The 25,910-nt window shown below is 64.3% G+C and carries 21 protein-coding genes; 12 read left to right on the top strand and 9 right to left on the bottom strand.

Going from position 1 to position 25,910, the window contains the following annotated elements; genetic code table 11:
• Nucleotides 1-15: 15 nt before the first annotated feature.
• From E4L98_RS27700 to E4L98_RS27690, 3 genes are all read right to left on the bottom strand, one after another.
• On the bottom strand, nt 16-1,401 hold the full coding sequence (locus tag E4L98_RS27700) for a tetratricopeptide repeat protein (protein WP_135204763.1): 1,386 nt from the start codon (nt 1,399-1,401) through the stop codon (nt 16-18).
• Between the two features lie 103 nt (nt 1,402-1,504).
• Nucleotides 1,505-2,125 (bottom strand): 3'-5' exonuclease, encoded by a 621-nt coding sequence (locus tag E4L98_RS27695; RefSeq protein WP_135204762.1) that lies wholly within the window; start codon nt 2,123-2,125, stop codon nt 1,505-1,507.
• An 8-nt stretch (nt 2,126-2,133) separates the two neighbouring features.
• Nucleotides 2,134-3,384, bottom strand: a complete 1,251-nt coding sequence (locus E4L98_RS27690) for an Hsp70 family protein (protein ID WP_135204761.1) — start codon at nt 3,382-3,384, stop codon at nt 2,134-2,136.
• Between the two features lie 200 nt (nt 3,385-3,584).
• Here E4L98_RS27690 and E4L98_RS27685 point away from each other — a divergent pair, with 200 nt between their 5' ends.
• The 5 genes from E4L98_RS27685 to E4L98_RS27665 all read left to right on the top strand — a co-directional run bounded on the left by E4L98_RS27685 (nt 3,585) and on the right by E4L98_RS27665 (nt 10,464).
• The gene (locus tag E4L98_RS27685; RefSeq protein WP_135204760.1) at nt 3,585-4,730 is read left to right on the top strand and encodes a LacI family DNA-binding transcriptional regulator; all 1,146 of its coding nucleotides are present in this window, start codon (nt 3,585-3,587) and stop codon (nt 4,728-4,730) included.
• Between the two features lie 3 nt (nt 4,731-4,733).
• Complete coding sequence (locus tag E4L98_RS27680) at nt 4,734-6,896, top strand: ATP-dependent helicase (RefSeq protein ID WP_135204759.1); 2,163 nt, start codon at nt 4,734-4,736, stop codon at nt 6,894-6,896.
• Between the two features lie 123 nt (nt 6,897-7,019).
• On the top strand, nt 7,020-7,547 hold the full coding sequence (locus E4L98_RS27675) for an OmpA family protein (protein ID WP_135204758.1): 528 nt from the start codon (nt 7,020-7,022) through the stop codon (nt 7,545-7,547).
• 76 nt (nt 7,548-7,623) lie between these two features.
• Nucleotides 7,624-8,949, top strand: a complete 1,326-nt coding sequence (locus tag E4L98_RS27670; RefSeq protein ID WP_135204757.1) for a chloride channel protein — start codon at nt 7,624-7,626, stop codon at nt 8,947-8,949.
• Nucleotides 8,950-9,024: 75 nt separating this feature from the next.
• Nucleotides 9,025-10,464 carry a catalase gene (locus tag E4L98_RS27665; protein WP_135204756.1) on the top strand — a complete coding sequence of 480 codons (1,440 nt, stop codon included), beginning with the start codon at nt 9,025-9,027 and terminating at the stop codon, nt 10,462-10,464.
• A 115-nt stretch (nt 10,465-10,579) separates the two neighbouring features.
• Here E4L98_RS27665 and E4L98_RS27660 read toward each other — a convergent pair whose 3' ends face one another.
• On the bottom strand, nt 10,580-12,019 hold the full coding sequence (locus E4L98_RS27660) for a SulP family inorganic anion transporter (protein WP_135204755.1): 1,440 nt from the start codon (nt 12,017-12,019) through the stop codon (nt 10,580-10,582).
• Between the two features lie 167 nt (nt 12,020-12,186).
• Between E4L98_RS27660 and E4L98_RS27655 the strand changes: the two genes are divergently transcribed.
• Entirely contained in the window at nt 12,187-12,417 is a 231-nt protein-coding gene (locus tag E4L98_RS27655; protein ID WP_135204754.1) for a hypothetical protein, read from the top strand.
• Here E4L98_RS27655 and E4L98_RS27650 read toward each other — a convergent pair whose 3' ends face one another.
• Nucleotides 12,418-13,182, bottom strand: coding sequence for a Crp/Fnr family transcriptional regulator (locus E4L98_RS27650; protein WP_135204753.1), 765 nt, complete (start codon nt 13,180-13,182; stop codon nt 12,418-12,420).
• A 264-nt stretch (nt 13,183-13,446) separates the two neighbouring features.
• Between E4L98_RS27650 and E4L98_RS27645 the strand changes: the two genes are divergently transcribed.
• Nucleotides 13,447-14,298: a transposase gene (locus tag E4L98_RS27645; RefSeq protein WP_135204752.1), complete on the top strand. Its 852-nt coding sequence runs from the start codon at nt 13,447-13,449 to the stop codon at nt 14,296-14,298.
• A gap of 34 nt (nt 14,299-14,332) precedes the next feature.
• Here the strand turns inward: E4L98_RS27645 and E4L98_RS27640 are convergent, their stop codons facing one another.
• Nucleotides 14,333-16,399, bottom strand: coding sequence for a TonB-dependent receptor family protein (locus tag E4L98_RS27640; protein ID WP_229257606.1), 2,067 nt, complete (start codon nt 16,397-16,399; stop codon nt 14,333-14,335).
• 88 nt (nt 16,400-16,487) lie between these two features.
• Between E4L98_RS27640 and E4L98_RS27635 the strand changes: the two genes are divergently transcribed.
• The 3 genes from E4L98_RS27635 to hmpA all read left to right on the top strand — a co-directional run bounded on the left by E4L98_RS27635 (nt 16,488) and on the right by hmpA (nt 20,478).
• Nucleotides 16,488-16,853 carry a DUF2946 domain-containing protein gene (locus E4L98_RS27635; protein ID WP_135204750.1) on the top strand — a complete coding sequence of 122 codons (366 nt, stop codon included), beginning with the start codon at nt 16,488-16,490 and terminating at the stop codon, nt 16,851-16,853.
• A 73-nt stretch (nt 16,854-16,926) separates the two neighbouring features.
• The gene (locus tag E4L98_RS27630) at nt 16,927-19,194 is read left to right on the top strand and encodes a TonB-dependent receptor (RefSeq protein ID WP_135204749.1); all 2,268 of its coding nucleotides are present in this window, start codon (nt 16,927-16,929) and stop codon (nt 19,192-19,194) included.
• A gap of 102 nt (nt 19,195-19,296) precedes the next feature.
• Nucleotides 19,297-20,478 carry an NO-inducible flavohemoprotein gene (hmpA, locus tag E4L98_RS27625; protein WP_135204748.1) on the top strand — a complete coding sequence of 394 codons (1,182 nt, stop codon included), beginning with the start codon at nt 19,297-19,299 and terminating at the stop codon, nt 20,476-20,478.
• Between the two features lie 57 nt (nt 20,479-20,535).
• Here the strand turns inward: hmpA and E4L98_RS27620 are convergent, their stop codons facing one another.
• Together E4L98_RS27620 and E4L98_RS27615 are read right to left on the bottom strand one after the other, a co-directional pair.
• Entirely contained in the window at nt 20,536-22,512 is a 1,977-nt protein-coding gene (locus E4L98_RS27620; protein WP_135204747.1) for a TonB-dependent receptor, read from the bottom strand.
• Nucleotides 22,513-22,604: 92 nt separating this feature from the next.
• Complete coding sequence (locus tag E4L98_RS27615; protein ID WP_135204746.1) at nt 22,605-22,877, bottom strand: hypothetical protein; 273 nt, start codon at nt 22,875-22,877, stop codon at nt 22,605-22,607.
• Nucleotides 22,878-23,011: 134 nt separating this feature from the next.
• On the opposite strand from E4L98_RS27615, the gene E4L98_RS27610 reads away from it, so the two are divergent.
• A complete protein-coding gene (locus E4L98_RS27610; RefSeq protein ID WP_135204745.1) occupies nt 23,012-24,151 on the top strand; it encodes an esterase-like activity of phytase family protein in 1,140 nt (379 codons plus the stop codon).
• On the opposite strand, the gene E4L98_RS27605 is transcribed toward E4L98_RS27610, so the two are convergent.
• Complete coding sequence (locus E4L98_RS27605) at nt 24,056-25,387, bottom strand: RecQ family ATP-dependent DNA helicase (protein ID WP_135204744.1); 1,332 nt, start codon at nt 25,385-25,387, stop codon at nt 24,056-24,058. The two genes, E4L98_RS27610 and E4L98_RS27605, sit on opposite strands and share 96 nt — an antisense overlap.
• Before the next feature lie 112 nt (nt 25,388-25,499).
• Here E4L98_RS27605 and E4L98_RS27600 point away from each other — a divergent pair, with 112 nt between their 5' ends.
• The gene (locus tag E4L98_RS27600; RefSeq protein ID WP_135204743.1) at nt 25,500-25,847 is read left to right on the top strand and encodes a PilZ domain-containing protein; all 348 of its coding nucleotides are present in this window, start codon (nt 25,500-25,502) and stop codon (nt 25,845-25,847) included.
• The last annotated feature ends 63 nt before the right edge of the window (nt 25,848-25,910 follow it).

The raw sequence follows: 25,910 nt of genomic DNA, 5'->3' as shown, positions 1-25,910 counted from the left end.
TGCAACCGGCGCAGCTCAGCGGCCGGCCGGCGCCGCCTGATGCGCGGCACGCCACGCGCGCACCATTTCCTGCGCCGCCAGCAGCGTCTGCGGCGACATCGCCAGCGCCATCTTGCGGCGGTTGCTGATGGCCGCCATGTCGCCGGCCTGCGCGGCCAAGGTCAGCCACATGTACGACAGCACCTCGTCGCGCTTGACGCCGCGGCCGCTGCCATACATGCCGCCCAGATTGTACTGGGCCAGCGCATGGCCCTGTTCCGCCGCCTTGCCGTACCAGTCCACCGCCTGCGCATCGTCCTGCGCCACGCCCAGGCCGTTGGCGTACATCACGCCGAGATTGTTTTGCGCGCTGGCATCGCCCTGCAGGGCGGCATTGCGGTACCACACGGCCGCTTGCGCCTCGTCCTTGGCAACGCCGTGGCCATTGGCGTACATCACCGCCACATTGAACTGCGCGTGCGGCGCGCCCTGCTCGGCCGCCATGCGGTACCAGTCCAGCGCCGCCACGTCGTCGCGCGCCACGCCACGGCCGCGCGCGTACATGCCGCCCAGATTGAACTGGGCCAGCGCATGGCCGGCCCCGGCGGCGCGGCGATACCAGGTGAAGGCCAGTTCCTCGTCGCGCGGCACGCCCTTGCCGTTGGCCAGCATGACGCCCAGATTGAACTGGGCATCGGCGTCTTCCTGCTCGGCGGCACGGTTGAGCCAGGCATAGGCGCGGCCGGCGTCGGCGCCCACGCCCTGGCCCTCGGCGTACGCCAGGCCGACCAGACGCTGTGCCACGGCGTCGCCGCGCTCGGCCGCCAGGCGGAACCAGGCCAGCGCCTGCGCATCGTTGCGTGCCACGCCCCGCCCCTGCTTGTACATCATGCCCAGATGCAGCTGGCCGCCGACGTCGTTTTGCAGCGCCGCCTTGCGCAACCAGGCCAGCGCCAGCGCCTCGTTGCGCTTGACGCCGCGGCCACGGGCATAAGCCTGGCCGATCAGCGCCTGCGCGCTGGCCAGTCCCTGCTCGGCCGCGCGGGCGAACCAGACCGCCGCCACCTCGTCGCTTTGCGCGACGCCACGGCCCCGGCGGTACATCAGGCCCAGATTCTGCTGCGCCGAGGCGTCGCCCTGGCGCGCCGCCAGCCGGAACCAGTGCACCGCCTGCTCGTCGTCGGGCGCAACGCCGCGGCCGGCGTAATACATGGCGCCCAGATGATTTTGCGCGAACACCAGTCCCTGCGATGCGGACAGTCCCATCCAGCGAAACGCCTGACCCTCGTCGCGCACCACCCCGGCGCCGTTCTTGTACAGCAGCGCCAGATTGAATTGCGCATAGGCGTCACCGCGCTCGGCGGCATCCAGATACCACCGGTAACTATCATGGCTTTCCTTGGCCAAGCATGGCTTTTTCACCTTACACCTCGGCTCAACGCTGTCACCCGTTGATCGCAGTGTAAGACGCTATCGTCGGCGAAGTTTGACCCCGCTCAAATGGACCATGATAAAATGATATCGTTTATTGCTGCGACTGTTTCTGCAGGAATTGCGGCACCTTGGCGGCGGCCAGCTTGTTGACGGCCACCAGCAACGCGGCATCGACGCGGCCGATGCCATACGCCGCGCGCAGATGCTGGCCGATGTGGATCAGCACCTGGGCCGCCACCTCGGCATCGGCCTCGGCGCGGTGGGCGGCGCTGCGGAAGCGGATGCCGAGCGAACCGGACAGCTGGCCCAGCTTGTAGCTGCCCAGCGCCGGAAACACGCGGCGCGACAGCTTGAGCGAACACACCAGCGAGGTGTAGCCCGGCGTCAGCGCCAGGCGGGCCGCCTCGGCGCGCAGGAATTTGTCGTCGAAACTGGCATTGTGGGCGGCCAGCGTATCGCCGCCGATGAAATCCAGCAATTCCGGCACCACCCGCTCCACCGGCGGCGCGTCGTCCACCATGGCTTGCGTGATGCCGGTCAGGCCGGTGATAAACGAGGGAATGCGCACCCGGCAGTTAATCAGCGACACGTAGCGCTCGACCACCTGGCCGCCGACGATGCGCAGCGCCGCCACCTCGGTGATGCGGTCGCCCTGCAGCGGCGACAACCCGGTGGTCTCGAAGTCCAGCATGACAATCGGTTGATCCAGCATATGCGTCCTCAGCCGAACTTGCGCACCGCATCCAGCGCCAGGCCGGCGCCGATGCTGCCGAACAAATCGCCCTCGACCTTGCGCGCGGCCGGCACCACGGCGCCGATGCGCTCGCGCAGCAGGCGCACGCCGCTGGAGCCGCCGGTGAAGAACACGGTGTCGACCTGCGCCGGCGTGACGCTGGCGTCGCGCAGCAGGTCGCGCACCGTGGTTTCGACCGAGCCGACCAGGTGGTCGATGGCGCCGTCGAACTGCTCGCGCCGCAGTGCCACCGTCACCGGCGGCGCCAGGCGGTCCAGCGCCAGTTCGACGCGGGCGGCGTCCGACAGCGCGATCTTGCCTTCTTCGGCCTTCATGGCCAGCCAGTGGCCGGCGCGCTCGTCGATCAGGCGCTGCAGCCGGCCCAGCTTTTCCTGCTCGTCGGAATCGCGCAGCAGGTCGGACAGCTGGCTCCACATCTTCTTGGTGTAGACCTGGTTGATGGTGTGCCAGGTGGCCAGATTGAAGAAATAGCTGGACGGCACTTCACTGTTGTTGCGCAGCCGACTGCCATAGCCGAGCAGCGGCATCAGCGACGACAGGCTCAGATATTTATCGAAATCGGTGCCGCCGATGTGCACCCCGCCATTGGCCAGGATATCGTCGCGGCGCTCGGCCTTCCTGGCGCGCTCGGGCGACAGCCGCACCAGCGAAAAGTCGGAGGTGCCGCCGCCGATGTCGGCGATCAGCACCAATTCCTCGCGCTCGATCTGCGACTCGTAGTCGAAGGCGGCGGCGATCGGCTCGAACTGGAAGGCGATGTCCTTGAAACCGACCGAGCGCGCCACTTCCGCCAGCGTGGCCTCGGCCTGCTGGTCGTGTTCCTTGCTGTCGTCGATGAAGTGCACCGGGCGGCCGAACACCGCCGAGCTGAAGTCGCGGCCGGCCGCGCGCTCGGCGCGGCGCTTCAGTTCGCCAATGAACTGGGCCAGCAGCATGCGGAACGGCAGCGCGCGCCCGCCGACCTCGGTCTGGCCGTCGATCAGGCTGGTGCCGAGCAGGCTTTTCATCGAGCGCATCAGGCGCCCCTCGTAACCGGCCAGATAATCGGCCAGCGCCGCCCGACCGTAGGTGACTTCATCGTCGTCGGCGTTAAAGAACACCACGGACGGCAAGGTGGCTTTGCCATCCTCGAGTCCCAGCATCACCGGCTGGCCGGGACGCACCCAGCCAACGGTGGAATTGGACGTGCCGAAATCGACTCCGCAAGCAATGGCCATCTTGAAATTCCTGCAGCTAAAGGGGCGATATGCTATCAGAAAAAGCGCCGGCGCAGTAGCTATTGCATGTTAGCCACACTTGGCCTTCAGAGAGGCGATATTTCCGATCAGAAATGCGATTATTGTTGCCGCACAGTAAGATATTGTTTATGCTGAGAAACTATTAGAAATACAACCATGCGACTGCGGCCCCCACCCCGATGAGCAAATCCAAGCAGACCGTTGAACATTGCGCCCTCCAGCTGAAAGCCCTGATCGCCAGCGAAAAGCGCCGGGTCACCTCGTATGACGTGGCGCAGGCGGCCGGCGTCTCGCAATCGGCGGTGTCGCGCTGTTTCAAGCCCGGCGCCAGCATTTCCCCGGCCATGCATGAACGCGTGATGCGGGCCGCCAGCGTGCTCGACTACATTCCCAACGCCGCCGCGCGCAGCCTGATCACGCGCCGCTCGAACATGGTGGCGCTGATCATCACCAACAAGGCCAATCTGTACTACCCGGAACTGCTGGCCGAACTGAGCAAGCAGATCAACGCGCACGGCAAGCACGTGCTGCTGTTCACCCTGGCGCGCGAAGCGGACGTCGGGCGGGCGCTGGCGGACGTCTGGCAATTCCAGGTCGACGGCGTGATCGCCGCCGCCCGCCTGTCGCCCGAGCACATCGCCGAATGCGAGCGCCGGCGCATGCCGCTGGTCTTGTTCAACCGCATGCAGCGCGACCAGCCGGTCAACACCGTCAGCTGCGATCACGTCGAGGCCGGCCGCATGCTGGTGTCCCGGCTGGCCGCCGCCGGCCATCGCCATTTCGGCATCATTTCCGGCCGCGAGGATTCCAGTGTGGCCACCGAGCGCCGCCAGGGCGCCTGCGAACGCATGGCCGAGCTGGGCCTGCCGCCGCCGGTGATTGTTGCCGGCAACTGCGACTACCAGAGCGGCGCGACGGGCCTGCAAGCCATCATCGACCAGCTCGGCGCGGTGCCGGACGCCATCATCTGCGGCAACGACGTGGCGGCCATCGGCTGCCTGGACGCCGCCCGCCACGCGCTGGGCCTGGACGTGCCGGGCCAGTTGTCGGTGGCCGGTTTCGACGCGGTCGAACCGTCCAACTGGCTCAGCTACAACCTCACCACGCTGCGCCAACCGATGCAAAAAATGGCGGCGGCCGCCGCCGAGCTGCTGAGCAATCTGATCGACAATGGCGGCAGCGAGGCCGAGCGGCGCGTCTTCAGCAGCCAGTTCATCGAAGGCGCCACCGCGCGCCTGACGCCGACCGGACCGCGCGCGGCGCCCCTGCCGGCGGCGGCGGTGGCAGCGACGGCCGGCATACGCCAGCTGGTCGCTATAATGTAGGGGATGAACCCAGCCAATCCTCCCCGTTTCACACCGCAAGGCCTGATTCCCACCGCCGAACAGCTCGCCATCCAGCTGGCACAGAACAAGGTGGTGCTGGTCGACGCCAACGCCGGCGCGGCCAAGACCACCACCCTGGCGCTGCGCATCGGCGAAGCGCTGGCGCGCAAGCTGGCGCCCGAACAGATCCTGGCCCTGACCTTCACGCCGGAAGCGCGCGAGGTGCTGCGTCGCCGCCTGCTGGACATCGGCGTGCCGCAAGCGCTGACCGAGCGCGTTGCCGTGCTCACCTTCGAGGACTTCGCCGCCTGGATGATGGACCTGGTCGATAACGACCACGTGCGCCAGTGCCGCGACCCGCGCGCGCTCAAGGAATATGCGCTGATGGCGGTGGACCGCACGGCCGAGCGTTACGCCGGCAGCGCCGACGGCCTGGAACTGCATACCCACAGCGTCGCGCTCAGCCAGTTCCTCGACGTCCAGCTCGGCTTGAAAGCCACCATGGCGCTGGAACGCGACGTGGAATTCATGGGCGCGGAAGAAGCGGCGGCACTGCTGGAGGTGCCGCTGACCGATTACCTGACCACGCTGGAATATGAAATCCTGCGCCTGGACGGCGGCGCCGGCGCCACCTTCCGCGGCCCGTTCGACGCCACCTACGACCTGGCCTGCAATCTGGACGGCGGCGCCCGGCTGGCCGGGCAGTTTCCCGATTACCGCCTGGTGCTGTGCGACGAGCTGCACGACCTGAACGAAGCCTCGTTCCGCATCCTCGACGCCCTGATCGGCAAGCCGCAGTGCTTTTTCGTCGGCGCCGGCGACAAGGATCAGGTGATCCACGCCCGGCTGGGCGCCAGCGCCGAGTATTTGAGCAGCCGCTTCGGCGAACGCCACCCGCGCCTGGTGCGCTACCCGCTGACCCAGACCTTCCGCCACGGCCCGCATCTGGCTTACGCCATGGCCGAATTCAAGCAGAAACCGGTGGAATCGGGCCTGCGCCTGCGCACCGAGATCCAGCAGGCGCATTATGCCAGCGCCGACGACTGCGCCGGACGCGTGCTGGCGGCCGTGCGCCAGTGGCAAGCCGATGGTTACGACATCGACGGCTGCGCCATCCTGATCCGCGACCGTCACCAGTCGATGGCGATCGAGAACGCGCTGATCGAAGCCGATATCGCTTACCGCACGCCGCCCATGGCCGGCTATCTGCAGCGCGACGAAATCCTGTTCCTGCGCGGTTTGCTGGCCATCGGCCTGCGCGATTTTGGCGCGGTCAAATCGGAGCTGGTGCGCACCGCCATCGTCGATGCGCTGGTGGCGTTCAGCGAAATGCGCTTTTCGGCGCGCAGCATGGACAACTTCAAGCAGCAGATCCTCAAAAGCCCCGATCTGCTGGGCGAGCTGTTCCTGATCGAAGACGAGCGCCGCGACATCGACCTGCCCGGCTACCGCGACGTCGCCGCCGAGGGCACGCGGCGCGCGGTGGTGGCTGCCATCGCCTGGCTGTCGACGGTCGACCCGGCGCTGCCGGCGGCGGCCGTGCTCAGCGAGCTGTGCGAACGCGTGCAGCTGGTAGCCACCGCGCGCCGCATCTTCGTACGCCCCTACGACGCCGGCGTGATCAATAAATCCGTGGCCAGCCTGCTGGCGGCGGCCGCCGCCTCCGGCCAGAGCCTGCGCGAATTCTGGGCCGCCATGAACGCGCGCGAAGCCTTTATCCGCCGCAAGCGCGACCGCAAGTCGGTGCTGATCGAGTGCGTTGCCAACGCCAAGGGCAAGGAATTCGACCACGTGATCCTGCCCTTTCTGGAAGAAGGCGAATTCCCGCACCCGTCCCAGCCCAAACGGGATGAGGAAAATCTGTTCTATGTGGGGGCGACCCGCGCCCGCGCGCGGCTTACACTGATTTCACCTGCCGATCCGGCCAGGCGCAGCGCCTTCATCAACCAGCTGCGCCTGACCCGATCGGCGGCCGCCGCCGAGGCGGCGCTGACGCGCAACGAACGCGCGCCGGTCGCCGCGCCAAGCCGCTATTATCTGCATGCCGGCTTTGCCGACAAGGATCAGGTCAAGGCGCTGGGCGCGAAATTCGATATCGCACGGCGTGCGTGGTATGTAGAAAATGGCATGGATCTGTCACCTTTTTCACTTTGGTTGAAAAAATAATGCATGTGACCAATATTTCCTAGGGAAACCCTTATATAATACCGGTCGCGGCTGCAGAACAGCCTCACACCTAGCGTGTAACGTTTATGTCCCTCAAACAAAACCAATTCGGGAGTTTTTTCGATGAAAGCTAAAACCCAAAGCCTGCTGGCTGCCTGCACCGTAGCCCTGCTGAGCGCCTGCTCGACCCCTGCTCCAGCCCCAACCCCGGCCCCAGCGCCTGCGCCAGCCCCGGCTCCAGCTCCCGCGCCAGTGGCCGCACCGGCTCCGGCCCCGGCACCAGCCCCGCTGCCAGCCTACCTGGACCCAAACAGCTCGATCTACAAAAACCGTAGCGTTTACTTCGACTTCGACAAGTACGCTGTCAAGCCGGAATTCGACGCCCTGGTCGCCGACCACGGTAAATTCCTGGCCGCCAACCCGAACGTGTCGGTTAAAGTCGAAGGCAACACCGACGACCGCGGCGGCGCCGAATACAACCTGGCGCTGGGCCAGAAGCGCGCTCAGGCGCTGATCACCGCCCTGAAAGTACAGGGCGTGAAAGACAACCAGATGGAAGCCGTGTCGTACGGTAAAGAAAAATCGACCGGTACCGACGACGCCGCCCGCGCCCACGACCGTCGCGACGACATCGTCTACCCAAGCAAGTAATCCATTGCTTAAAATGCTGTAACATGGAACGCCCGGCCCCGTGCCGGGCGTTTGTCATTTGGGCTCCCGGAACCGCATGAAAAGCAGCCACGATATCCGCAACAACTTCCGTAAAGAATTCAGCGACTGGCCGACCTGGCGCGCGCGCGTGCTGGTGGTGGCGTTCGCCGCGCTGGCCGGTCTGGCCGTGGTCGGCTTCAGCGCGGTGTCCGAGCGGGCGTTCGGCCTGTTCTCGGCGATGTATCAGCGCTGCTGGTGGTCGCCGCTGCTGTGGACGCCCGCCTGTACCGCCGCCATCGTCTGGCTGACGCGCCGGTTTGCCGCCGGCGCCGGCGGCTCCGGCATTCCGCAGGTGATGGCCGCGCTGGAGCCGGCCGCGGCCCAGGACAAACTGGGGCGGTTCGTCTCGCTCAAACTGAGTGTGGCGAAGGTGCTGCTGACCACCTGGGGCTTGCTGGCCGGCCTGTCGCTGGGGCGCGAAGGCCCGTCGGTGCAGGTGGCGGCCGGGGTGATGCTGACCGCGCGCCGCTGGTTGCCCGAGCGCAGCGGCGTCACCGCGCACGGCCTGCTGGTGGCCGGCGGCGCGGCCGGCATCGCCGCCGCCTTCAACACGCCGCTGGGCGGCATCATGTTCGCCATCGAAGAACTGTCACGCACGCCCGAACAGCGCCGCAGCGGCCTGCTGATGTCGGCCATCGTGCTGGCCGGGCTGATGGCGGTATCCATCAACGGCAATGCCACCTATTTCGGCCTGATCCACGCCACCGGCATCGACAGCGGCCTGCTGGTGCCCGGCCTGATCGTGGCGCTGGCCAGCGGGCTGGCGGGCGGGCTGTTTTCGCGGCTGTTGATCGCCTCGCTGAACAGCCCGCCGCGCGACTGGTTCAGCCGCGTGCGCGCGCGTCGGCCGGTGCTGTTTGCCGCCGGCTGCGGCCTGGCGGTGGCGGCGATCGGCCTGTTTTCGGGCGGCGCGGTGTTCGGCAGCAGCTCGGAACACACGCGCGAACTGGTGGCCGGCGACGGCCAGGCGGCCGGCCTGTTCTTCTTCCTGAAATTCATCGCCACCTGGCTGACGGCCTGGTCGGGTGTGCCGGCCGGCATCTTCGCGCCGTCGCTGGCGATCGGCGCGGCGCTCGGCAACGACATCGCACTGCTGCTCAGCTATCCGCATGCCGGCGCCCTGATCGCACTCGGCATGGTCGGGTTCCTCGCGGCCGCCACCCAGGCCCCGCTGACCTCCTTCATCATTGTGATGGAAATGGTCGATGGTCATGCAATGGTGCTGAGCCTGATGGCCTGCGCGATGGTGGCGCGCACCGTGTCGCGGGTATTGAGTCCGCCGCTGTACGCCAATCTGTCGCAGGCGCAACTGCGGCGTCTACCCCAGCCCGCCTCCCTGTAAAGAGAGAGGCGAAACCGGGCGGTAGTCGTTATGCTGGAAGTTTCCATTTACCCACTCAAGGCAGAAGGAAGTTTCATGAAAAACCTCACTACCGCAGCCGGCGCCCCGGTCGTCGACAATCAAAATACCCAGACCGCCGGCCCGCGCGGTCCGGTCCTGCTCCAGGACGTATGGCATCTGGAAAAACTGGCCCATTTCGCGCGCGAAGTGATCCCGGAACGCCGCATGCACGCCAAGGGCTCGGGCGCCTACGGCACCTTCACCGTCACCCACGACATCACCAAGTACACGCGCGCGGCGCTGTTCTCGGAAGTCGGCAAGAAGACCGACATCTTCATGCGCTTTTCCACCGTGGCCGGCGAACGCGGCGCGGCCGATGCCGAGCGCGATATCCGCGGCTTCGCCGTCAAGTTCTACACCGAGCAGGGCAACTGGGACGTGGTCGGCAACAACACGCCGGTGTTCTTCTTCCGCGATCCGCTCAAGTTCCCCGACCTGAACCACGTGGTCAAGCGCGATCCGAAGACCAATCTGCGCAGCCCGGAAAACAACTGGGACTTCTGGACGCTGCTGCCGGAAGCGCTGCACCAGGTGACCATCGTCATGAGCGACCGCGGCATCCCGAAAGGGTACCGCCACATGCACGGCTTCGGCAGCCACACCTTCAGCTTCATCAGCCCGAACAATGAGCGCTTCTGGGTCAAGTTCCACTTCGTCACCCAGCAGGGCATCGACAACCTGAGCGACGCCGAAGCGACCGCGCTGGTCGGCGTCGACCGCGAAAGCTCGCAGCGCGACCTGTTCGACGCCATCGAGCGCAAGGAATTCCCGCGCTGGAAGCTGGCGGTGCAGATCATGCCGGAAGCCGATGCGTCCAAGGTGCCGTACAATCCGTTCGACCTGACCAAGGTCTGGCCGCATGGCGACTATCCGCTGATCGACGTCGGCGTGCTGGAACTGAACCGCAATCCGGAAAATTACTTCGCCGAAGTCGAGCAATCGGCCTTCTCGCCGGCCAACGTGGTGCCGGGCATCAGCTTCTCGCCGGACAAGATGCTGCAATCGCGCTTGTTCTCGTATGGCGACGCCGCGCGCTACCGCCTCGGCGTCAACCACCACCAGATTCCGGTCAACGCGCCCAAGTGCCCGTTCCACAGCTATCACCGCGACGGCGCCATGCGCGTGCATCCGAACGAAGGCGGCCAGACCCCTTACGAGCCGAACAGCCGCGGCGAATGGGCGCAGCAGCCGCAGTTCGCCGAGCCGCCGTTGTCGCTGGAAGGCGCGGCCGGCCACTGGGATCACCGCGTCGACACCGACTACTACTCGCAGCCAGGCAATCTGTTCCGCCTGCTGACCGCCGAGAAGAAGCAACTGCTGTTTGAAAACACCGCGCGCGCCATCTACGGCGTATCGAAGCCGGTTCAGGAGCGTCACATCTACAACTGCACCCAGGCCGACCCGGCCTACGGCGCCGGCGTGCAAGCCGCCATCGCGGCGCTGGAAGGCAGGTAAGCTCGGCGCACGCGTCGTTGCGTCAGATTCCGGGACGGCCGAGCAAATCTCTGCCGTTCCGGCGCTGCGTCACGCGAACAGCCGCCAGATCGCCAGCAACTGCGCGCGCAAGACGTCAGACTGTCGCCATCACGCCCGAACGGTGCAGCAGCGTGGTGCAGCGCTGCGACAGATGCCGCACTTGCAGCGACTTTCCAGCCTTGGCGTAACGCTCGCTGAGCGCGGCGACCGCCACCAGCGCCGAATGATCGGCCAGGCGCAGATGGCGGCCATCGATCACCACTTGCCGAGGATCGTCCTGCGGGTCGAACAACGCATGGAAGTGCGTCACCGAGGCAAAGAACAGCGTGCCGTGCGGGACATAGGTCTTGACGCCGTCCGCCACTGACACTTCGACACGCACTTCGCGCGCATGGCGCCAGGCGAAACTCAGCGCGGCGATCACGATACCGCACAGCACCGCCGTCGCCAGGTCGGTTGCCACCGTAATTGCCGTCACCGCCACGATCAGCAGGGCATCGTGACGCGGCACCTTGCCCAGCACCTGCAGCGAGCTCCAGGCAAAGGTCTGCTGCGCCACCACGAACATCACGCCCACCAGCGCCGCCAGCGGGATCCGTTCGATCAGCGGCGACAGGAACAGGATAAACAGCAGCACCATGCCCCCCGCCACCGCGCCGGACACGCGCGTGCGGCCGCCGGAACCCAGATTGATCATGGTCTGGCCGATCATCGCGCAACCGCCCATGCCGCCGAACAGGCCGGACACCAGATTGGCCGCGCCCAGCGCCACGCATTCGCGGTTAGGCAGGCCGCGCGTTTCGGTGATGTCGTCGGTCAGATTCAAGGTCAGCAGGGTTTCCAGCAGGCCGACCATGGCCATCAGCGCGGCGTACGGCAGCACGATGCGCAGCGTCTCCGTATTCAGCGGCACCTGCGGCACGGCCAACGACGGCAGGCCGCCGGCGATGTGCGCCATGTCGCCCAGCGCATGCACCGGCAAATGCAGCAATTGCGACAGCACGCCCACGCCGACAATGGCCACCAGCGCCGGCGGCAGCGCCTTGGTCAGACGCGGCAACAGATAAACGATGGCCATGGTCAGCACCACCAGCGCGGCCATCCAGACCAGCGCCGTGCCCTGCAGCCACTGGCCATCGGCTTTAAAATGTTGCAATTGAGACCAGGCGATCACGATCGCCAGGCCGTTGACGAAACCCAGCATCACCGGATGCGGCACCATGCTCACCAGCTTGCCCAGGCGCAGCACGCCGAACAGCAGCATGATCACGCCGCCAAGCACCACCGTCGCCAGAAAATACTGCAGGCCATGCTGGGCGACCAGCGCCACGATCACCACCGCCATCGAACCGGCGGCGCCGGAAATCATGCCCGGCCGGCCGCCGAACAAGGCGGTGATTGTGCAGATAAAGAAGGCGCCGTACAGACCGACCAGCGGATTGAGATGCGCAACCAGCGCAAAAGCGATGCACTCGGGCACCAGGGCGAAGGACGTGGTCAAGCCCGCCAACGCGTTTTTACAGAAAGAAGACATGGGGGAGTTATCAACGGAAACGATGCGGTAACGCTACAGCCCGGCTATTTTACACGGGCCGCTTTCATTTCTCGTTGTCATGGGTGAAGTGGCGCACATTAAAAACGCCGTCGAGCGGGCACAATGGCAAGGCATCTCCGATCAACCTCAGCCGGTCAAACTACGCCATGACTACCCTGATCTCTGCCAGCCGTGCCCTGCATCGTCAAAAAATTGCCGTCGAACGGACGCTGTACGCGCGTTCGGCGGAAGAGTCGCAACTGGCGGCCCGCTGGGCCAACGCCTGGCACAAGCTGGTGCAGCGCAAACTCGATCAGAACCTGGCTACCCGCTCCGCCCCTGCGGGCATCTACTTTGGCGGACTGTTCACCAATCCGCCTTCCCGCGTCCTGCACTGATTACGCCGCGTAACGTACCTGTTGTGCTTGTGGTTGCGCCGTGCTGGCTTTCTTGGCCATCGACTGGTAGCAGCTGCCTGCGCGGCGCTCCATGCCATCGCGGTCCAGCACCGTCACGCAACCGCGGCGATAGGTGATCAAGCCTTCCTGGGCCAGCTTGCCGGCGGCGCCGGTCACACTTTCGCGCCGCACGCCCAGCATGTTCGCGATCATTTCCTGAGTGACTTTCAGCTCATTGCTCAGCGAGCGATCCAGGCGTTCCAGCAGCCAGCGGCACAGCTTTTGCTCGATGCTGGTGTGGCGGCTGCCGGCGACGCTCTGGGCCAGCTGGGCGAACATCATGCTGGTGTAGCGCATCAGCTGCTGGGCCAGCGGACCGCCGGTATAGAACACCTCGCGCAGCACCGCGGTTTTCAGACGGTAGCCATAGCCGGGGGTCTGCACCACGGCGGCGTAGGACGCGCGCTCGGTGGGATGCAGCGCCACGCCGACCACGCCTTCGCGTCCGACGACGGCGATCTCCGTAGTGGCGCCATCTTCCATCACATATTGCAGGGAGATGATGGCATTGGTCGGGAAATACGTATATTCGACGGCGTCGCCGTAATCGAACAGATGCTTACCTTCCGGCAACGTCACCAATTCCAGGTCGCCGAACAGAGCGAGCAGATCGTCGCGCGACAGGGCGCGGAGCAGATCGTTCTGTTGAGCGCCGATCAGGCTGATGGACTGTTGTGGCGCGGTGGAAGTCTGGATAGCGTTCATGTTCTGCCTCTCTCGATATAGTGTCTGTCCGGTTGATGTAGACACTATACCCAGCGGCCTAAGCCACCGGTATAGGAGCAATTTGCAGGCCTATGTAGGTTGCGAACATTGCAAAATGTCATCTTAGTCCTACGTGACCTACCGAACGGAACTTCCCGGGTCGCACTCCGGGGTCAGGTCTTCCATTGCGTCACGAGCTCGTGTGTCGCGTGTGTGTGTGATGCACCTCAAGACACCTAACTCGCCGTTGAGTACTTTGACGATATGGCCAGACCACGCAGGCTACAGTTCGCCGACGCGCTTTATCACGTCACCAGCCGCGGCGACCGCAAATCACAGATTTATCGCAATGACGGCGATCGTCTGACGTGGCTGAACATTCTGGACGCGGTATGCGCGCAATATGAATTTACGGTCTATGCCTATTGCTTGATGGGGAATCATTATCACTTGCTGGTGCGTACCGCGCAGGCAAATCTTGATCAAGGTATGCGCCAGTTGAACGGCGTGTATTCGCAATATTTTAATCGCCATCACGAACTGGTCGGGCATCTGTTTCAGGGGCGATACCACGCGGTCGTAGTCGACGCCGACAGCTATTTGCTCGAATTGGCGCGCTATGTGGTGCTCAATCCAGTGAGGGCCGGGTTGGCCGCCAGGCCCGGGGACTGGTTCTGGAGTAGCTATAACCACACCCAGGGAGTTTCGGCAGCGCCCAGTTGGCTCGATGTCGAATGGCTGTTGTCGGCATTCGACATCGATCCTGAAGCGGCGCGCAGTAAATACGCTAACTTTGTGGTGGCCGGCGTGGGACTTGCCAGCCCGCTTCAGCAAGTGCACCGACAGTTGATACTTGGCCCCGATTCCTATATCGAGAAACTGCGCCAGCCAACAAGCCTGCGCCATTCAGAGGGCATATCCAAACTCCATCAAGGGGCACTTGCGCTCCCACTGCAAGACTATCAGGAAAAATTTCCAAACCGCGACGAGGCAATCGCCCACGCTTATTTAAGCAGGGCTTACGCCATCATGGAGATAGCCCGCCATTTCCGCGTATCGCGCGCAACAGTTGACCGTGCTTTAAAAAAACACCGAGCCAAACCGTCGAGCTCGTGACGCAATGGGAGACCTGACCCCGGAGTTGCTGCCGTTAGTAGACGAGGCGCAGTTGCAGGTAGGCGGTGCGCGGGGCGCCGGCCATGCGGCCGAGGTTGCCGTCGATGTTGCGCGTGTAGTAGCGCTTGTCGGCCAGGTTGTTGACGCCCGCCGCAATTTCATAGGCTTTCAGCTTCCACGCGACGTTGGCGTTCCACAGGCGGAAGCCCGGGATCAGGCCGGCGCCGGCGTTGGCCGCTTCCGCCACCGTGTTGGCCTGGTCGGCGTATTGTTTGCTCTGGTGCGTGGTCGACAGATTGAAAGTCCAGCCTGCCAGCTTGTAACGCGCGCCCACGGTGTCGGTGTTGCGCGAGTAGAACGGTACATCCAGTCCCGCCGTCGCCCCCGATTCCTGGAGCGCCCTGGTGTAGGTCCAATTGGCGTAGACGTTCAGGCCGGCCAGCGCGCCAGCTTGGTCGAAGGTGTAGTCCACCGCCGATTCGATGCCGTCGTGCTTGGTGGCGCCGATGTTCTGGAAGGTCGCCGGCGTGACGCCCGGCACCTGCAGGATCTGGTTGTCGAATTTTAGTCTGAAGAGGGTCGCTTCGGCGCTCAGCGAGCCGGTCTTCCAGCGCGCGCCCAGTTCGGTGGTCCTGGCTTTTTCCGGCTTCAGCGGATTGGTCGGCGTCTGCGAATTCAGCTGGGTGTTCTGCACCGCGCCGAACGAGGTGGTGTAGTTGGTGAATACGGTCAGCGCGCTGTTCACCAGGTAGGCGATGTTCAGCGACGGCAGCGCCTTGTTGTTGTCGGTGCTGAACGAGGCTTTGCCGCTCAGGTCGTCTCGGGTGGAGCTGATCTTTTCGTAGCGCACGCCCGGGGTGATGCGCCAGGCGCCGACGGCGATGCGGTCGTCGATGTAGGCCGCATGCGCGTCGGTGCTGTTGACGAAGGTGGTGGTGGCGCCATTCGCGCCGGTCGCCACGGTCTGGACGTAGTTGTTGTCGTCGCCGCGCTCGCGCAGGTAGCGGTAGCCGACGGTGACGTCATGCGTCATGCCGCCGCCGTTGAAGCGCCGGGTGTAGCGCGGCTCGATGCCCAGCACTTCGTAATTGCGCGGCTGCCAGGTGATCTGGGTCTTGGCGGCGTTGATCAGCGCGCTCTGACGGAAGCTTTCGTTGTAGTACGCCTTGATTTCGAATTCCTGCGTGCCCGAGATGGTGTTCAGGTAGCCGACGTCCACGCCATGGCGGTCGCCGCTCCAGAAGTCGGTCGGACGGGTGTTCTGGAATGGATCGGCATGGTACTGCGCCACCGTCAGGCCGCCCGGCGTGCGCGACAGCACGTCGTAGTAGGACACCTTGCCATACACTTCGCTGTGTTCGTTCAGCGGATAGCGGAATTTCAGGGCGACATCATTGACGCGTTCGTCGCTGCCCTGGCGCCACTCGGTGCCTTCCATGCCGGAATACATCAGTGCCACGCCAAGGCCGTTGCCGGCGGTGCCGCCGACAAACGCGCTGTACTGGCGGTTGCTGCCGCCTTCGCCAAAGTCGTTGTAGCGCACGCTGGCGTCGCCGCTGATACCCTCGCCGGTCGGGATCTCGCGGCTGCGGAAATTGATGATGCCGCCCACGTTCTGCGGGCCGTAGCGTACCGCGCCGCCGCCCCGTACCACGTCGATCGATTCGATATTGTTCAGGCTGACCGGCGCAAACGACAGCTGCGGCTGGCCGTACGGCGCGACCGCCAACGGAATCCCGTCCAGCAGCACGGTCGAGCGCGGCGAATAGCGGCCGGTCAGGCCACGCACGCCGATGTTCAGCGAAATCGCGCTGCCCGCCGTGCCCGAGTTGTCGGTCGACTGCACGCCCGGAATACGGCGCAGCACGTCGCCGATATTGGCGGCGCCGGTCTCGGCGATATCCTCCTTGTCCACCACGGTGCGCGCGCCGGCGAAATTCTTCACGCTGTTCTGCAGGCCGGAACCCAGCCAACTGCCCGAGACCTGAATCGATTCGATAGTCGCGTCGGCCTCGGTTTGTTGTTGCGCCTGCGCGTTGGCCGCGGCCAGCAGGGAAATCGCGGCAGCCAGTGCCGTCAGCTTGAAGGGAAAATCGGACATGAGAAGAAACATTGTTGGAAATAAACGGATTGAATGATAACACTTCTCATTCTCACCGACTACTGTCCAGCGGCGTTATAATTGCGCCATGCTTGCCACGCTACGCCGTCAAACGCTGCAGATCTGGATCGCCATGCTGGCCGTCCTGTTCTCGGCGCTCGCGCCGACGGTCTCGCACGCGATTTCGGCATCGACCAGCGGCGTGCTGGCGGAGATGTGTTCGGTCGACAGCGCCGCACCCGGCAAGAAAGCGCCGACCAACATCCCGCACGGCATGGAGCATTGCCCGTATTGCGCCACGCACGGCGGCGCACCCGCCCTGCCGCCGTCGGCTATCCATGGCTTCGCCGTCATCGGCGGCCATGACGCCTACCCGCCGCTCTACTACAGCGCGCCACGGCCGCTGCACGGCTGGGGCGCCGCCCAGCCGCGCGGACCACCTGCCCTTTCCTGATCGTCAGCCTTGCTCCAGCGCCGCACATACCGTGCGCCGGCGCTGGTCACCCATACGCATCATCAGGAATACCATGAAAACCAATCTGTCCCCACTGGCGATGGCGCTGTTTGCCGCCTTCGCCGCCGCCCATGCCGAAGACGCGCCCGATCGTCAGCTCGGCACCGTGACCATCAACGGCACCCGCCCCACCTCGCTGCCAACGCAGATCCCGACCACCATCGAAGGCGTGACGCGCGATGAGATAGAACGCGGCATCAACGCCACCGATGCCGAAGACGCGCTGAAATACCTGCCCAGCCTATTGGTGCGCAAGCGCTACATCGGCGACTACAACCACGCCGTGCTGTCCACACGCGCCTCCGGCACCGGCAACAGCGCGCGTTCGGCGGTCTATGCGGACGGCATCCTGCTGTCCAACTATCTGGGCAACGGCGCCACCTTCGCGCCGCGCTGGGGCATGGTCAGCCCCGAGGAAATCGAACGCGTCGACGTACTGTATGGTCCCTTCTCCGCGGCTTACGGCGGCAACTCGGTCGGCGCCGTGGTCGATTACGTCACGCGGATGCCGACCAGCTTTGAGGCGCACGCGAAGCTGACGCTGACGCATCAGCCCCTCAAACTGTATGGCACCGACGACCGCTACGACGGCGGCCAGGGGCGCTTCGCGCTCGGCAGCCGCGATGGCGCCTGGTCGTGGTTCATCGACGTGAGCCGCACCGACAGCGAAGGCCAGCCACTGACCTTCCAGACCCGCGCCGTCGGCGCCGGTGCGGCAGGCAATGCCGGCTTACCCGTCACCGGCGCCGTGACTGGTCTGGACCGCACCAACACGCCATGGTATCTGCTCGGCACCGCCACCCAGTACCATACAGTGCAGGACCAGATCAAAGCCAAACTGGCCTACGATTTTTCGTCCACCATGCGCGCCACCTACACCTTCGGCCTGTGGCGCAATGAATCGGAAGGCCGGCCGGCCAGTTATCTGCGCGACGCCGCCGGCAATCCGGTCTATAGCGGCACGGTCAATATCGCCGGCCGCAGCTACACGCTGGGGCAGACCGACTTCAATCTGTCCAACGAAGACCTGCGCCACACCATGCATGGCCTGACGCTGAAGACCAACTCCAAGGGCATTTTCGATTGGGAGCTGACCGCCAGTCTGTATGACTACGGCAAGGACCAGCTGCGCGCCGCCACCATTGCCCTCCCCGCGGCGCTGAACGGCGGCGCCGGCCGCATCGTCAACCAGGGCGGCACCGGCTGGAGCACTTTTGCGGCCAAGGGCGTGTGGCGTCCCGGCGCCGCGCATGTGACGGAATTCGGCTACCAGCGCGAAGCCTACAAATTGGCCAGCATCGAGAACGCCACCAGCAACTGGATCGGCGGCGATCCGGCCGCCCGCAATGCGGGCTTCCGCGGCAAGACTGAAATCGATGCACTGTATGCGCAGGACACCTGGAAATTTGCACCGGCATGGAAGGCAGTGCTGGGTGCGCGCTTCGAACACTGGCGCGCACACGATGGTGCCACTTCCAACGCCAGCACCACGGCCTATCACCCCGAACGCAGCGAAAACGACGTTTCGCCCAAGGCCGCAGTCTCGTATCAGGCCGACGGCGACTGGGTGCTGAAAGCCTCGTTGGGCCGCGCGGTGCGCATGCCGACCGTCTCCGAACTGTATCAGGGCGGCATCAATGCCGCAGGCCAGCTGACCGCGAACGACCCCAATCTGCAACCGGAAAAATCCTGGACCTCGGAGCTGACGGCGGAACGCAGGCTGGAACAAGGCTATCTGCGCCTGACCGCGTTCGGCGAGCGCACCACCGACGCGCTGTACTCGCAGACCAATGTGCTGGTGACGCCCAACGTGACCAATATCCAGAACGTCGACCGCATCCGCACCAGGGGAATGGAACTGTCGTATGTTGCGGAGAACGTCTGGCTGCACGGTCTGGATCTGAACGGCAGCCTGACCTGGACCGACTCGAAGATCGCGCGCAACGACAAGTTCCCGGCCAGCGTGGGCAAGTGGCAACCGCGCATACCGGAGTGGCGCGCCACCGGCGTCGCCAGCTATGCCGTCAACGACAAGCTGTCGCTGACGCTGGCGGCACGCTACAGCGGCACGCAGTACTCGACGCTGGATAACACCGACATCAACGGCTTCGCCTACCAGGCCGCCAGCAAGTACTTCACCGCCGATACGCGGCTGCGCTACCGCTTCAATCAGCAGTGGAGCGTGGCGCTGGGCGTGGACAACCTCAATAATTACCAGTACTGGAACTTTCACCCATACCCGCAACGAACCTATGTGGCGGAGCTGAAGTTCGACCTGTAAGCATGGCGTGAGACGCCACCGAGAACCGGTGGCGTTTCCTGCACACATAAACATTCATGTGATATACTGCTTTTCATCGAATTCAACCCGGAGTCCCGTATCATGCTGAGCACTGAACATAAAGCCATCATTACCGCCACCGTCCCCATTCTGGAACAAGGCGGCGAAGCCCTGACGCGCCACTTTTATCTGACGCTGTTCAAGGACCATCCCGAAGTAAAACACCTGTTCAATCAGGCTAACCAGAACGACGGCAACCAGCAGCGCGCGCTGGCGAATGCGGTGCTGATGTACGCGAAGAATATCGAAAAGCTGGAGCAGCTTGGCCCCTTGGTCAACACCATCATCAACAAGCACGTTTCGCTGCAAATTCAGCCCGAACACTACCCGCTGGTCGGCGCCTCGCTGCTGAAGGCGATCCGTGAAGTACTGGGCGCCGAGGTCGCGACCGACGCCGTGATCGACGCCTGGGGCGCCGCCTACGGCCAACTGGCGCAGATCCTGATCGGCGCGGAGGAAAGCATCTATGCGCAAAACGAGCAGGCCGAAGGCGGCTGGCGCGGCGCGCGCAGCTTCGTTGTCGTGGTCAAGACCCCGGAAAGCGACGAGATCACCACCTTCATTCTGGAGCCGGCCGACGGCGAAAAGGTCGTGATGCATCAGCCTGGCCAGTACATCGGCCTGGAAGTGGAAGTCAACGGCGGAAAGCACCGCCGCCAGTATTCGCTGTCCGCCGCCGCCAATGGCGTCAGCTATCAGATCAGCGTCAAGCGCGAGCCGGGCGGGCTGGTGTCCAACTTCCTGCATGACTCGGTCAACGTCGGCGATACCATCGACCTGTTCCCGCCGTCGGGCGACTTCGTGCTGGCCGACAGCGACAAGCCGCTGGTGCTGATTAGCGGCGGGGTCGGCATTACGCCAACGCTGGCGATGCTGACCAAGGCGCTGACCACCAACCGCCCGATTCACTTCATCCACGCCGCGCGGCACGCCAATGTACACGCCTTCCGCGACCATATCGACGCGCTGGCTGCACGACACCCGCAACTGCAGCGCTTCTACTGCTACGAGACGACCGATGCCGACAGCCCGCAGCCGCACGCCACCGGCTATCTGAACACCGAGCACCTGTCGCAGTGGCTGCCGGAGTCGCGCGATCTGGACGCCTACTTCCTGGGCCCGACGCCGTTCATGAAGGCGATCAAATCGCACCTGGCCTCGCTGGGCGTGCCGCAATCGCAGACTTACTACGAGTTCTTCGGTCCCGCCGAAGCGCTGGCATGATGCGGTTTTTCAACCGGTGAAGGCGGCCATCCCCGGCAGCCTTCACGTTCAAGCACGTCAGAACTTGGCGCGCACCCCAAATACCAGATTACGGCCAGTCAGCGGCGCAATATCCTTCAGTACCGAAGTCGAAACGCGGATCTCGTCATTGGTCAGATTCTTCGCCAGCAGGAACCAGGTGAGATCATATTGATCGACCTTCTGCGTGTAAGACAGGTTGGCGTTCAGCTGATTGTAGGATGGCGTATCGGTGGTCTCGAATGAGGCCAGCCGATCCTGCGATTGCGCGTGAACCAGCGACAGGCCGGCGCGCCAGGCGCCCATCTTGTAGGCGGTGCTGACGCCGAATCGGGTGGCAGGCTGCAACGGCAGACTGCCGCCGCCTTCCAGCTTGCCGCGCGACGTATCGGCGAACACCCGCCCTGACCAGCCGGCGCCGGTCGGGTTGTACTCCAGTTCCGCTTCCGCGCCGTGGATCGTGGCATCGGCCTGCTCGAAGATCCGCTCGCGCAGCTCCTCGCCCGGATTGCCGTCTTCATCCAGCAGCTTGCCCGTGATATGGCCGTAGATGAAATCACTGACCTTGTTGCGGAAGATGTTGGCCTTCCAGCGCACCAATCCCGTGGTCTTCTGCACATTCAGCTCGATGTTGCGCGAGGTCTCCTTCCTGAAATCGGCATTACCGACATCGAAGGTCACGGTGGCGTCATGCGGCCCGCTGGAGTACAGCTCCTCGGTCGAGGGGGCGCGCTGCGCATAAGAGAACGTCGCACCCAGCGCATACCCCGGCACGAAGGCCCACATGCCGCCCAACGAACCGGATTGCAGATTGAAGGAGCGGTCCACGCCGGTCACCGGTTCGCGCTTGACGTGTTCCAGGCGCGCGCCGGCATTGAACTTGACCGGACCAAAGCCGGTTTCCTCCACCACGAAGGCCGCCTGCGACGCCGAGTGCGTGACCGGCACCGTATCCGGACCGCCTTCAGCGCTCAGCGCCGAGAAATTCACGTTCTCGGTCTGCACGCCAAAAGTGCCGTGCCAGCCGGCCAGCGGCTTGTGGGTCAGTTCGAACCGGGTCTCGGTCGAGTGGTTCTGGAACAGCACCTCCGGCGCGCCGTCTTCGCCGATTTCCGCATGCTTGTAGTCGGTGTAGCCAGCCTTGAATTTGAAACTTTCGAAGCCGTCAAACGGTACTTTCACCAGGCTGTCGATGTCGTAGCGAGTCTGCTTCTGGTCGATCCTGGAACCTTCGTCGCTCGGAATGCCGTACACGTTGGTCAGGCGCGAAACCGAGGCGCCGATGAAGCCCCAGCTGTCGATATACGAACCGCCGATGCCGGCGTTGCGCTCGCGCGTATCCGAATGGGGCAGGCGCCCCGACGCCGATTCCGGATCGCCGTAGACGCGGTTACCGGGAATCTTGTAATCATCGGCATTGCGGAAATTGCCATCGATATGCCACGCGAACTTGTCGGCCGCGCCGTCGATGGTGCCGGAGGCATTGCGGCCGCTGTCGACCGTGCTGCCGCGCACTTCGAGCTGGCCGGTGGTTTTCGGCTCCAGCGCGGTCGGAATCCGCTCGTTGACCACGTTGACCAGGCCACCGATGGCGCCTGAACCGTACAGCAAAGCCGCCGGGCCGCGCAGGATCTCGATCTGCCGCGCCACCGCGCCTTCCGCCGCCACCGCGTGGTCGTTGGACAGGCCGGATACGTCCGAGACGGTCATGCCGTTCTCCAGCATCTTGACGCGCGGCCCTTCAAGGCCACGGATGATGGGACGGGACGCGCCCGCGCCGAACGCCGAAGCCGACACACCCAGTTCGCTGGACAGCGTCTCGCCCAGCGAGCTGCCGGCCTTGTCGCGCAGCTCATCGCCAGCCAGCACCTTGGCCGGCGCCAGTATCTGTTCATTGGCGCCCGCGCCGAACGGGTTGGCGGTGACGACCACTTGTTGAACGGCGTCCTGGCCGGCGGCCAGCGAAGAATAGGCGGACAGGATCGCGCCGGCCAGCAGCGTACGTTGGATATTCATGAATAAAACCTCTAGCAAATGGATGACACGCGCGCGGCCACGCCTTGGCGCCGCGGCGTCGGAAACTCAAAATTCGGAACGGATTTCGGGTGTCAGGCCAGAGGGGGAGCTCTTGAATCGAAGACGCAGGTTGTGCGCTCGCAGGCGGTCAGCGTTGCCGGCAGCGAGACCGGACCGGCGCCGAGGGTGGCCAGCGCCAGCGTCAGCGGCGAGCTGGTGACGGCGGCCGCCATCTGCGCCACCGAAACGCATTCGGCGCAGACCTTGTGGGCCGCCACACCCTTGCGGTGTTCGGCGTGCGCTTCATCGGACAGCTGCACGCCTTGTTGGGACAACTCCGACCAGTGCGTGTAGACGTGCGTCACCCCGATCTGCTGCGTGAGCAAAAGCAGGAGCGCGAGGAACACATGGATGAAGGAGCGGCGTTGCATCGCAATATTCTAACCGCAAGCTTGCCGATCACGCCAGCAACTTCGGACTGATGTTATGATGCAGCCCCATGAAAAAGACCCTCATCACCGTGGCCTGCGCGCTGGCCCTTTCCGCATGCGCGCCGTTTGCAAGCAAACAGTCCACCACTTCGGAAACCGTCTCCGGCCTGCGCTTCATCGGCGAACAGCGCATTCCGCTGCGACAGCAGTATCACAACACCGTGATCGGCGGGCTGTCCGGCATCGACTATGACGCCGCCAGCGACGAGTGGGTGATGATCAGCGACGACCGCTCCAACATCAATCCGGCGCGCTACTATCGCGCCAAACTGAAATACGACGCACAGTCGTTCCAATCGGTGCAGCTGACCGGGGTGGAGACCTTCCTGCAGCTTAATGGTGCGCCTTACCAGTCCAAGGAAGAACACAAACGCGCCATCGGCGAAGTGCCGGACCTTGAAACCATCCGCGTCGATCCGCGCGACGGCAGCATCTGGTACGGCAGCGAAGGCGATGTGGACCTGGAGCTCGATCCCTTCATCCGCCACGCCACGCGCGATGGCAAGCATCTGTACACGCTGCCGCTGCCGCCGCTGTTCAAGGTATCCAGGGATCAGAAGTCCGGTCCGCGCAACAACCAGAGTTTCGAAGGGCTGAGCTTCACGCCGGACGGCCAGACCATGTGGGTGTCGCTGGAAGCGCCCATGTACCAGGACGGCCCGGAAGCGGCCCCCGAACACGGCGGCGTGAACCGCTTCACCCACTTCACGCGCGACGGCAAGGTGCTGGGCCAGTACGCCTATCCGCTGGAAGCGATACCGGCCAGACCGGGCAAGGGCAAGTACGCCGACAACGGGGTGTCCGAGATCCTGGCGCTGAGCGAGCACCGCATGCTGGTGATGGAACGCTCCGGCGTGCAGGCCGACAACGGCACCTGGGCCGACTACGTGCGGATCTATGAGCTCGACACCGAAGGTGCCTCGGACATCCAGCATCTGCCGACGCTGAAGGGCGCCAGTTACACCCCGGCGAAAAAACGCCTGGTGCTGGATCTGAACAAGCTGAATCTGCCCATCGTCGACAACCTGGAAGGCCTGGCCTTCGGTCCGCGTTTAGCCAACGGCCACGCCAGCCTGGTGATGATTTCCGACGACAACTTCAGCAAGACCCAGGTGACCCAGTTCCTGCTGTTCGAAGTCATCCCCTGATATCGACGGCGGATTCAGGCAGTTGTCGCAGCGGCAGCAGTGCTCGAAGCCGGGCACCGGGTCGCCGAAATAGTCGAGCAGCAGCTTCCAGCGGCAGAAGCCGCTTTGCGCGTAGCCGATCATGCGCTCCAGCTTTTCGCGGTCCAGCTCATGCTTTTCGTCCGGCGCCTTGCTCTTCATGAGGAAGAATTTCTGCAGCCGGGTGTCGTCGTGGTAGTACAGCAGCGTGCACTCGGCATCCTCGCCATCGCGGCCGGCACGGCCCGACTCCTGGTAGTAGGCTTCCAGATTGGCCGGCACTTGCAGGTGGATCACGAAGCGGGTGTCGCTCTTGTCGATGCCCATGCCGAAGGCGTTGGTCGCCACCATCACGCGGCGCGCGCCGTTCATGAACAGTTCCTGATTCTCGTTGCGCTCCGCCGCCTTCAGTTTGCCGTGGTAGATGGTGACGCTTTCGCCGGCCGCCGACAGCAGTTCATACGCTTCCTTGGCCGCCTTGACGGTGGCCGCGTAGACGATGCCGACACCCTCGGTGCCACGCACCAGGTCCAGCATCACCTCGTATTTTTCATCCGGATTGGTGACCTGACGTACCCGATACTGCAGGTTGGGACGGTAGATGCCGGTGTTCACCACCCGCAATTTCGGCCGGTCCAGCTGTTGCCGGATATCGGCAATCACGTCTTCGGTGGCGGTCGCGGTCAGCGCCAGCACCTGCGGACGGCCGAGCGCCTCCAGCGCCGCGCCGATTGCCATGTAGGCCGGACGGAAGTCGTGGCCCCACTGCGAGATGCAGTGCGCCTCGTCGATCACCACCAGCGCGATATTGGCCTGCTTGAGCAGCGCCTGGAATTCGGGCGTGGCCAACCGTTCCGGGGTGCAGAACACCACGTCCTTGCCGGCCTTTTCGATCGATTCCAGCGCCTCCAGCTCCTCGGTTCGGGACAGGCTGCTGTTGACCTGGGCGGCGCGGGCGATGCCGGCCTCCTCCAGCTTTTCCGCCTGGTCCTTCATCAGCGAGATCAGCGGCGAAATCACCACCGTCTGGCCTTTCAGCAGCCGCGCCGGCAGCTGGTAGCACAGCGACTTGCCGCTCCCGGTCGGCATCACGGCCAGCGTGTCGCGGCCGGCCAGCACGCTGTCGATGACGCGCCGCTGTCCGTCGCGCAGGGCTTCGATGCCGAAGACCTTGCCCAGCAGCTTGTCGACTTGTTTATGTAAAGGTGTAGTAGCCATGTCGCCCAGCGTAGCCAGGACGCGCCGCGCCGTATGTGCGAAGGCGCACCGTGTGGCGCTGAGCGCCCCGCATCTGTCATACTATTGTCTTTACCGCCTATCCCAAACAACGATGGACGCGAGACGTGAGCATGTACGGCGCCTTTTGCAGGTGGACGCCTACGTCACTGACATTCATGGCAGGAACACCGAGACTGTACAGATCATCGACATCTCCCGCATGGGTGTGGCCTTCGTCAGCGAGCGGCCGATGCCGCCGGACGAGCAGTACCTGCTCAGCTTCGCCTTCCCCGGCAGCGCGATCCGCAACGAAATCACGCTGACCATCGTCCACAGCAATCCCGTCGGCACGCACGGCCGGTTTCGCAACGGCGCGCGCTTCATCGCCATCGCCGAGGCCTGTGCCGACCGTATTGTCGATTACGTAACGACCGCCCCGGCGCACCCCGATTCCTTGTAACGCACTGTATTAGTAAGTATCTCTGGGCTGTTCAGGTGCTCGGTGACGCTGTGTCCATGCTAT

Origin of the sequence: Duganella callida (assembly GCF_004614165.1) — a bacterium.
Classification (GTDB): domain Bacteria; phylum Pseudomonadota; class Gammaproteobacteria; order Burkholderiales; family Burkholderiaceae_D; genus Rugamonas; species Rugamonas callida.
The sequence above is the reverse complement of the archived record's forward strand: the minus strand, read 5'-3'. Positions and strand labels throughout refer to the sequence as shown.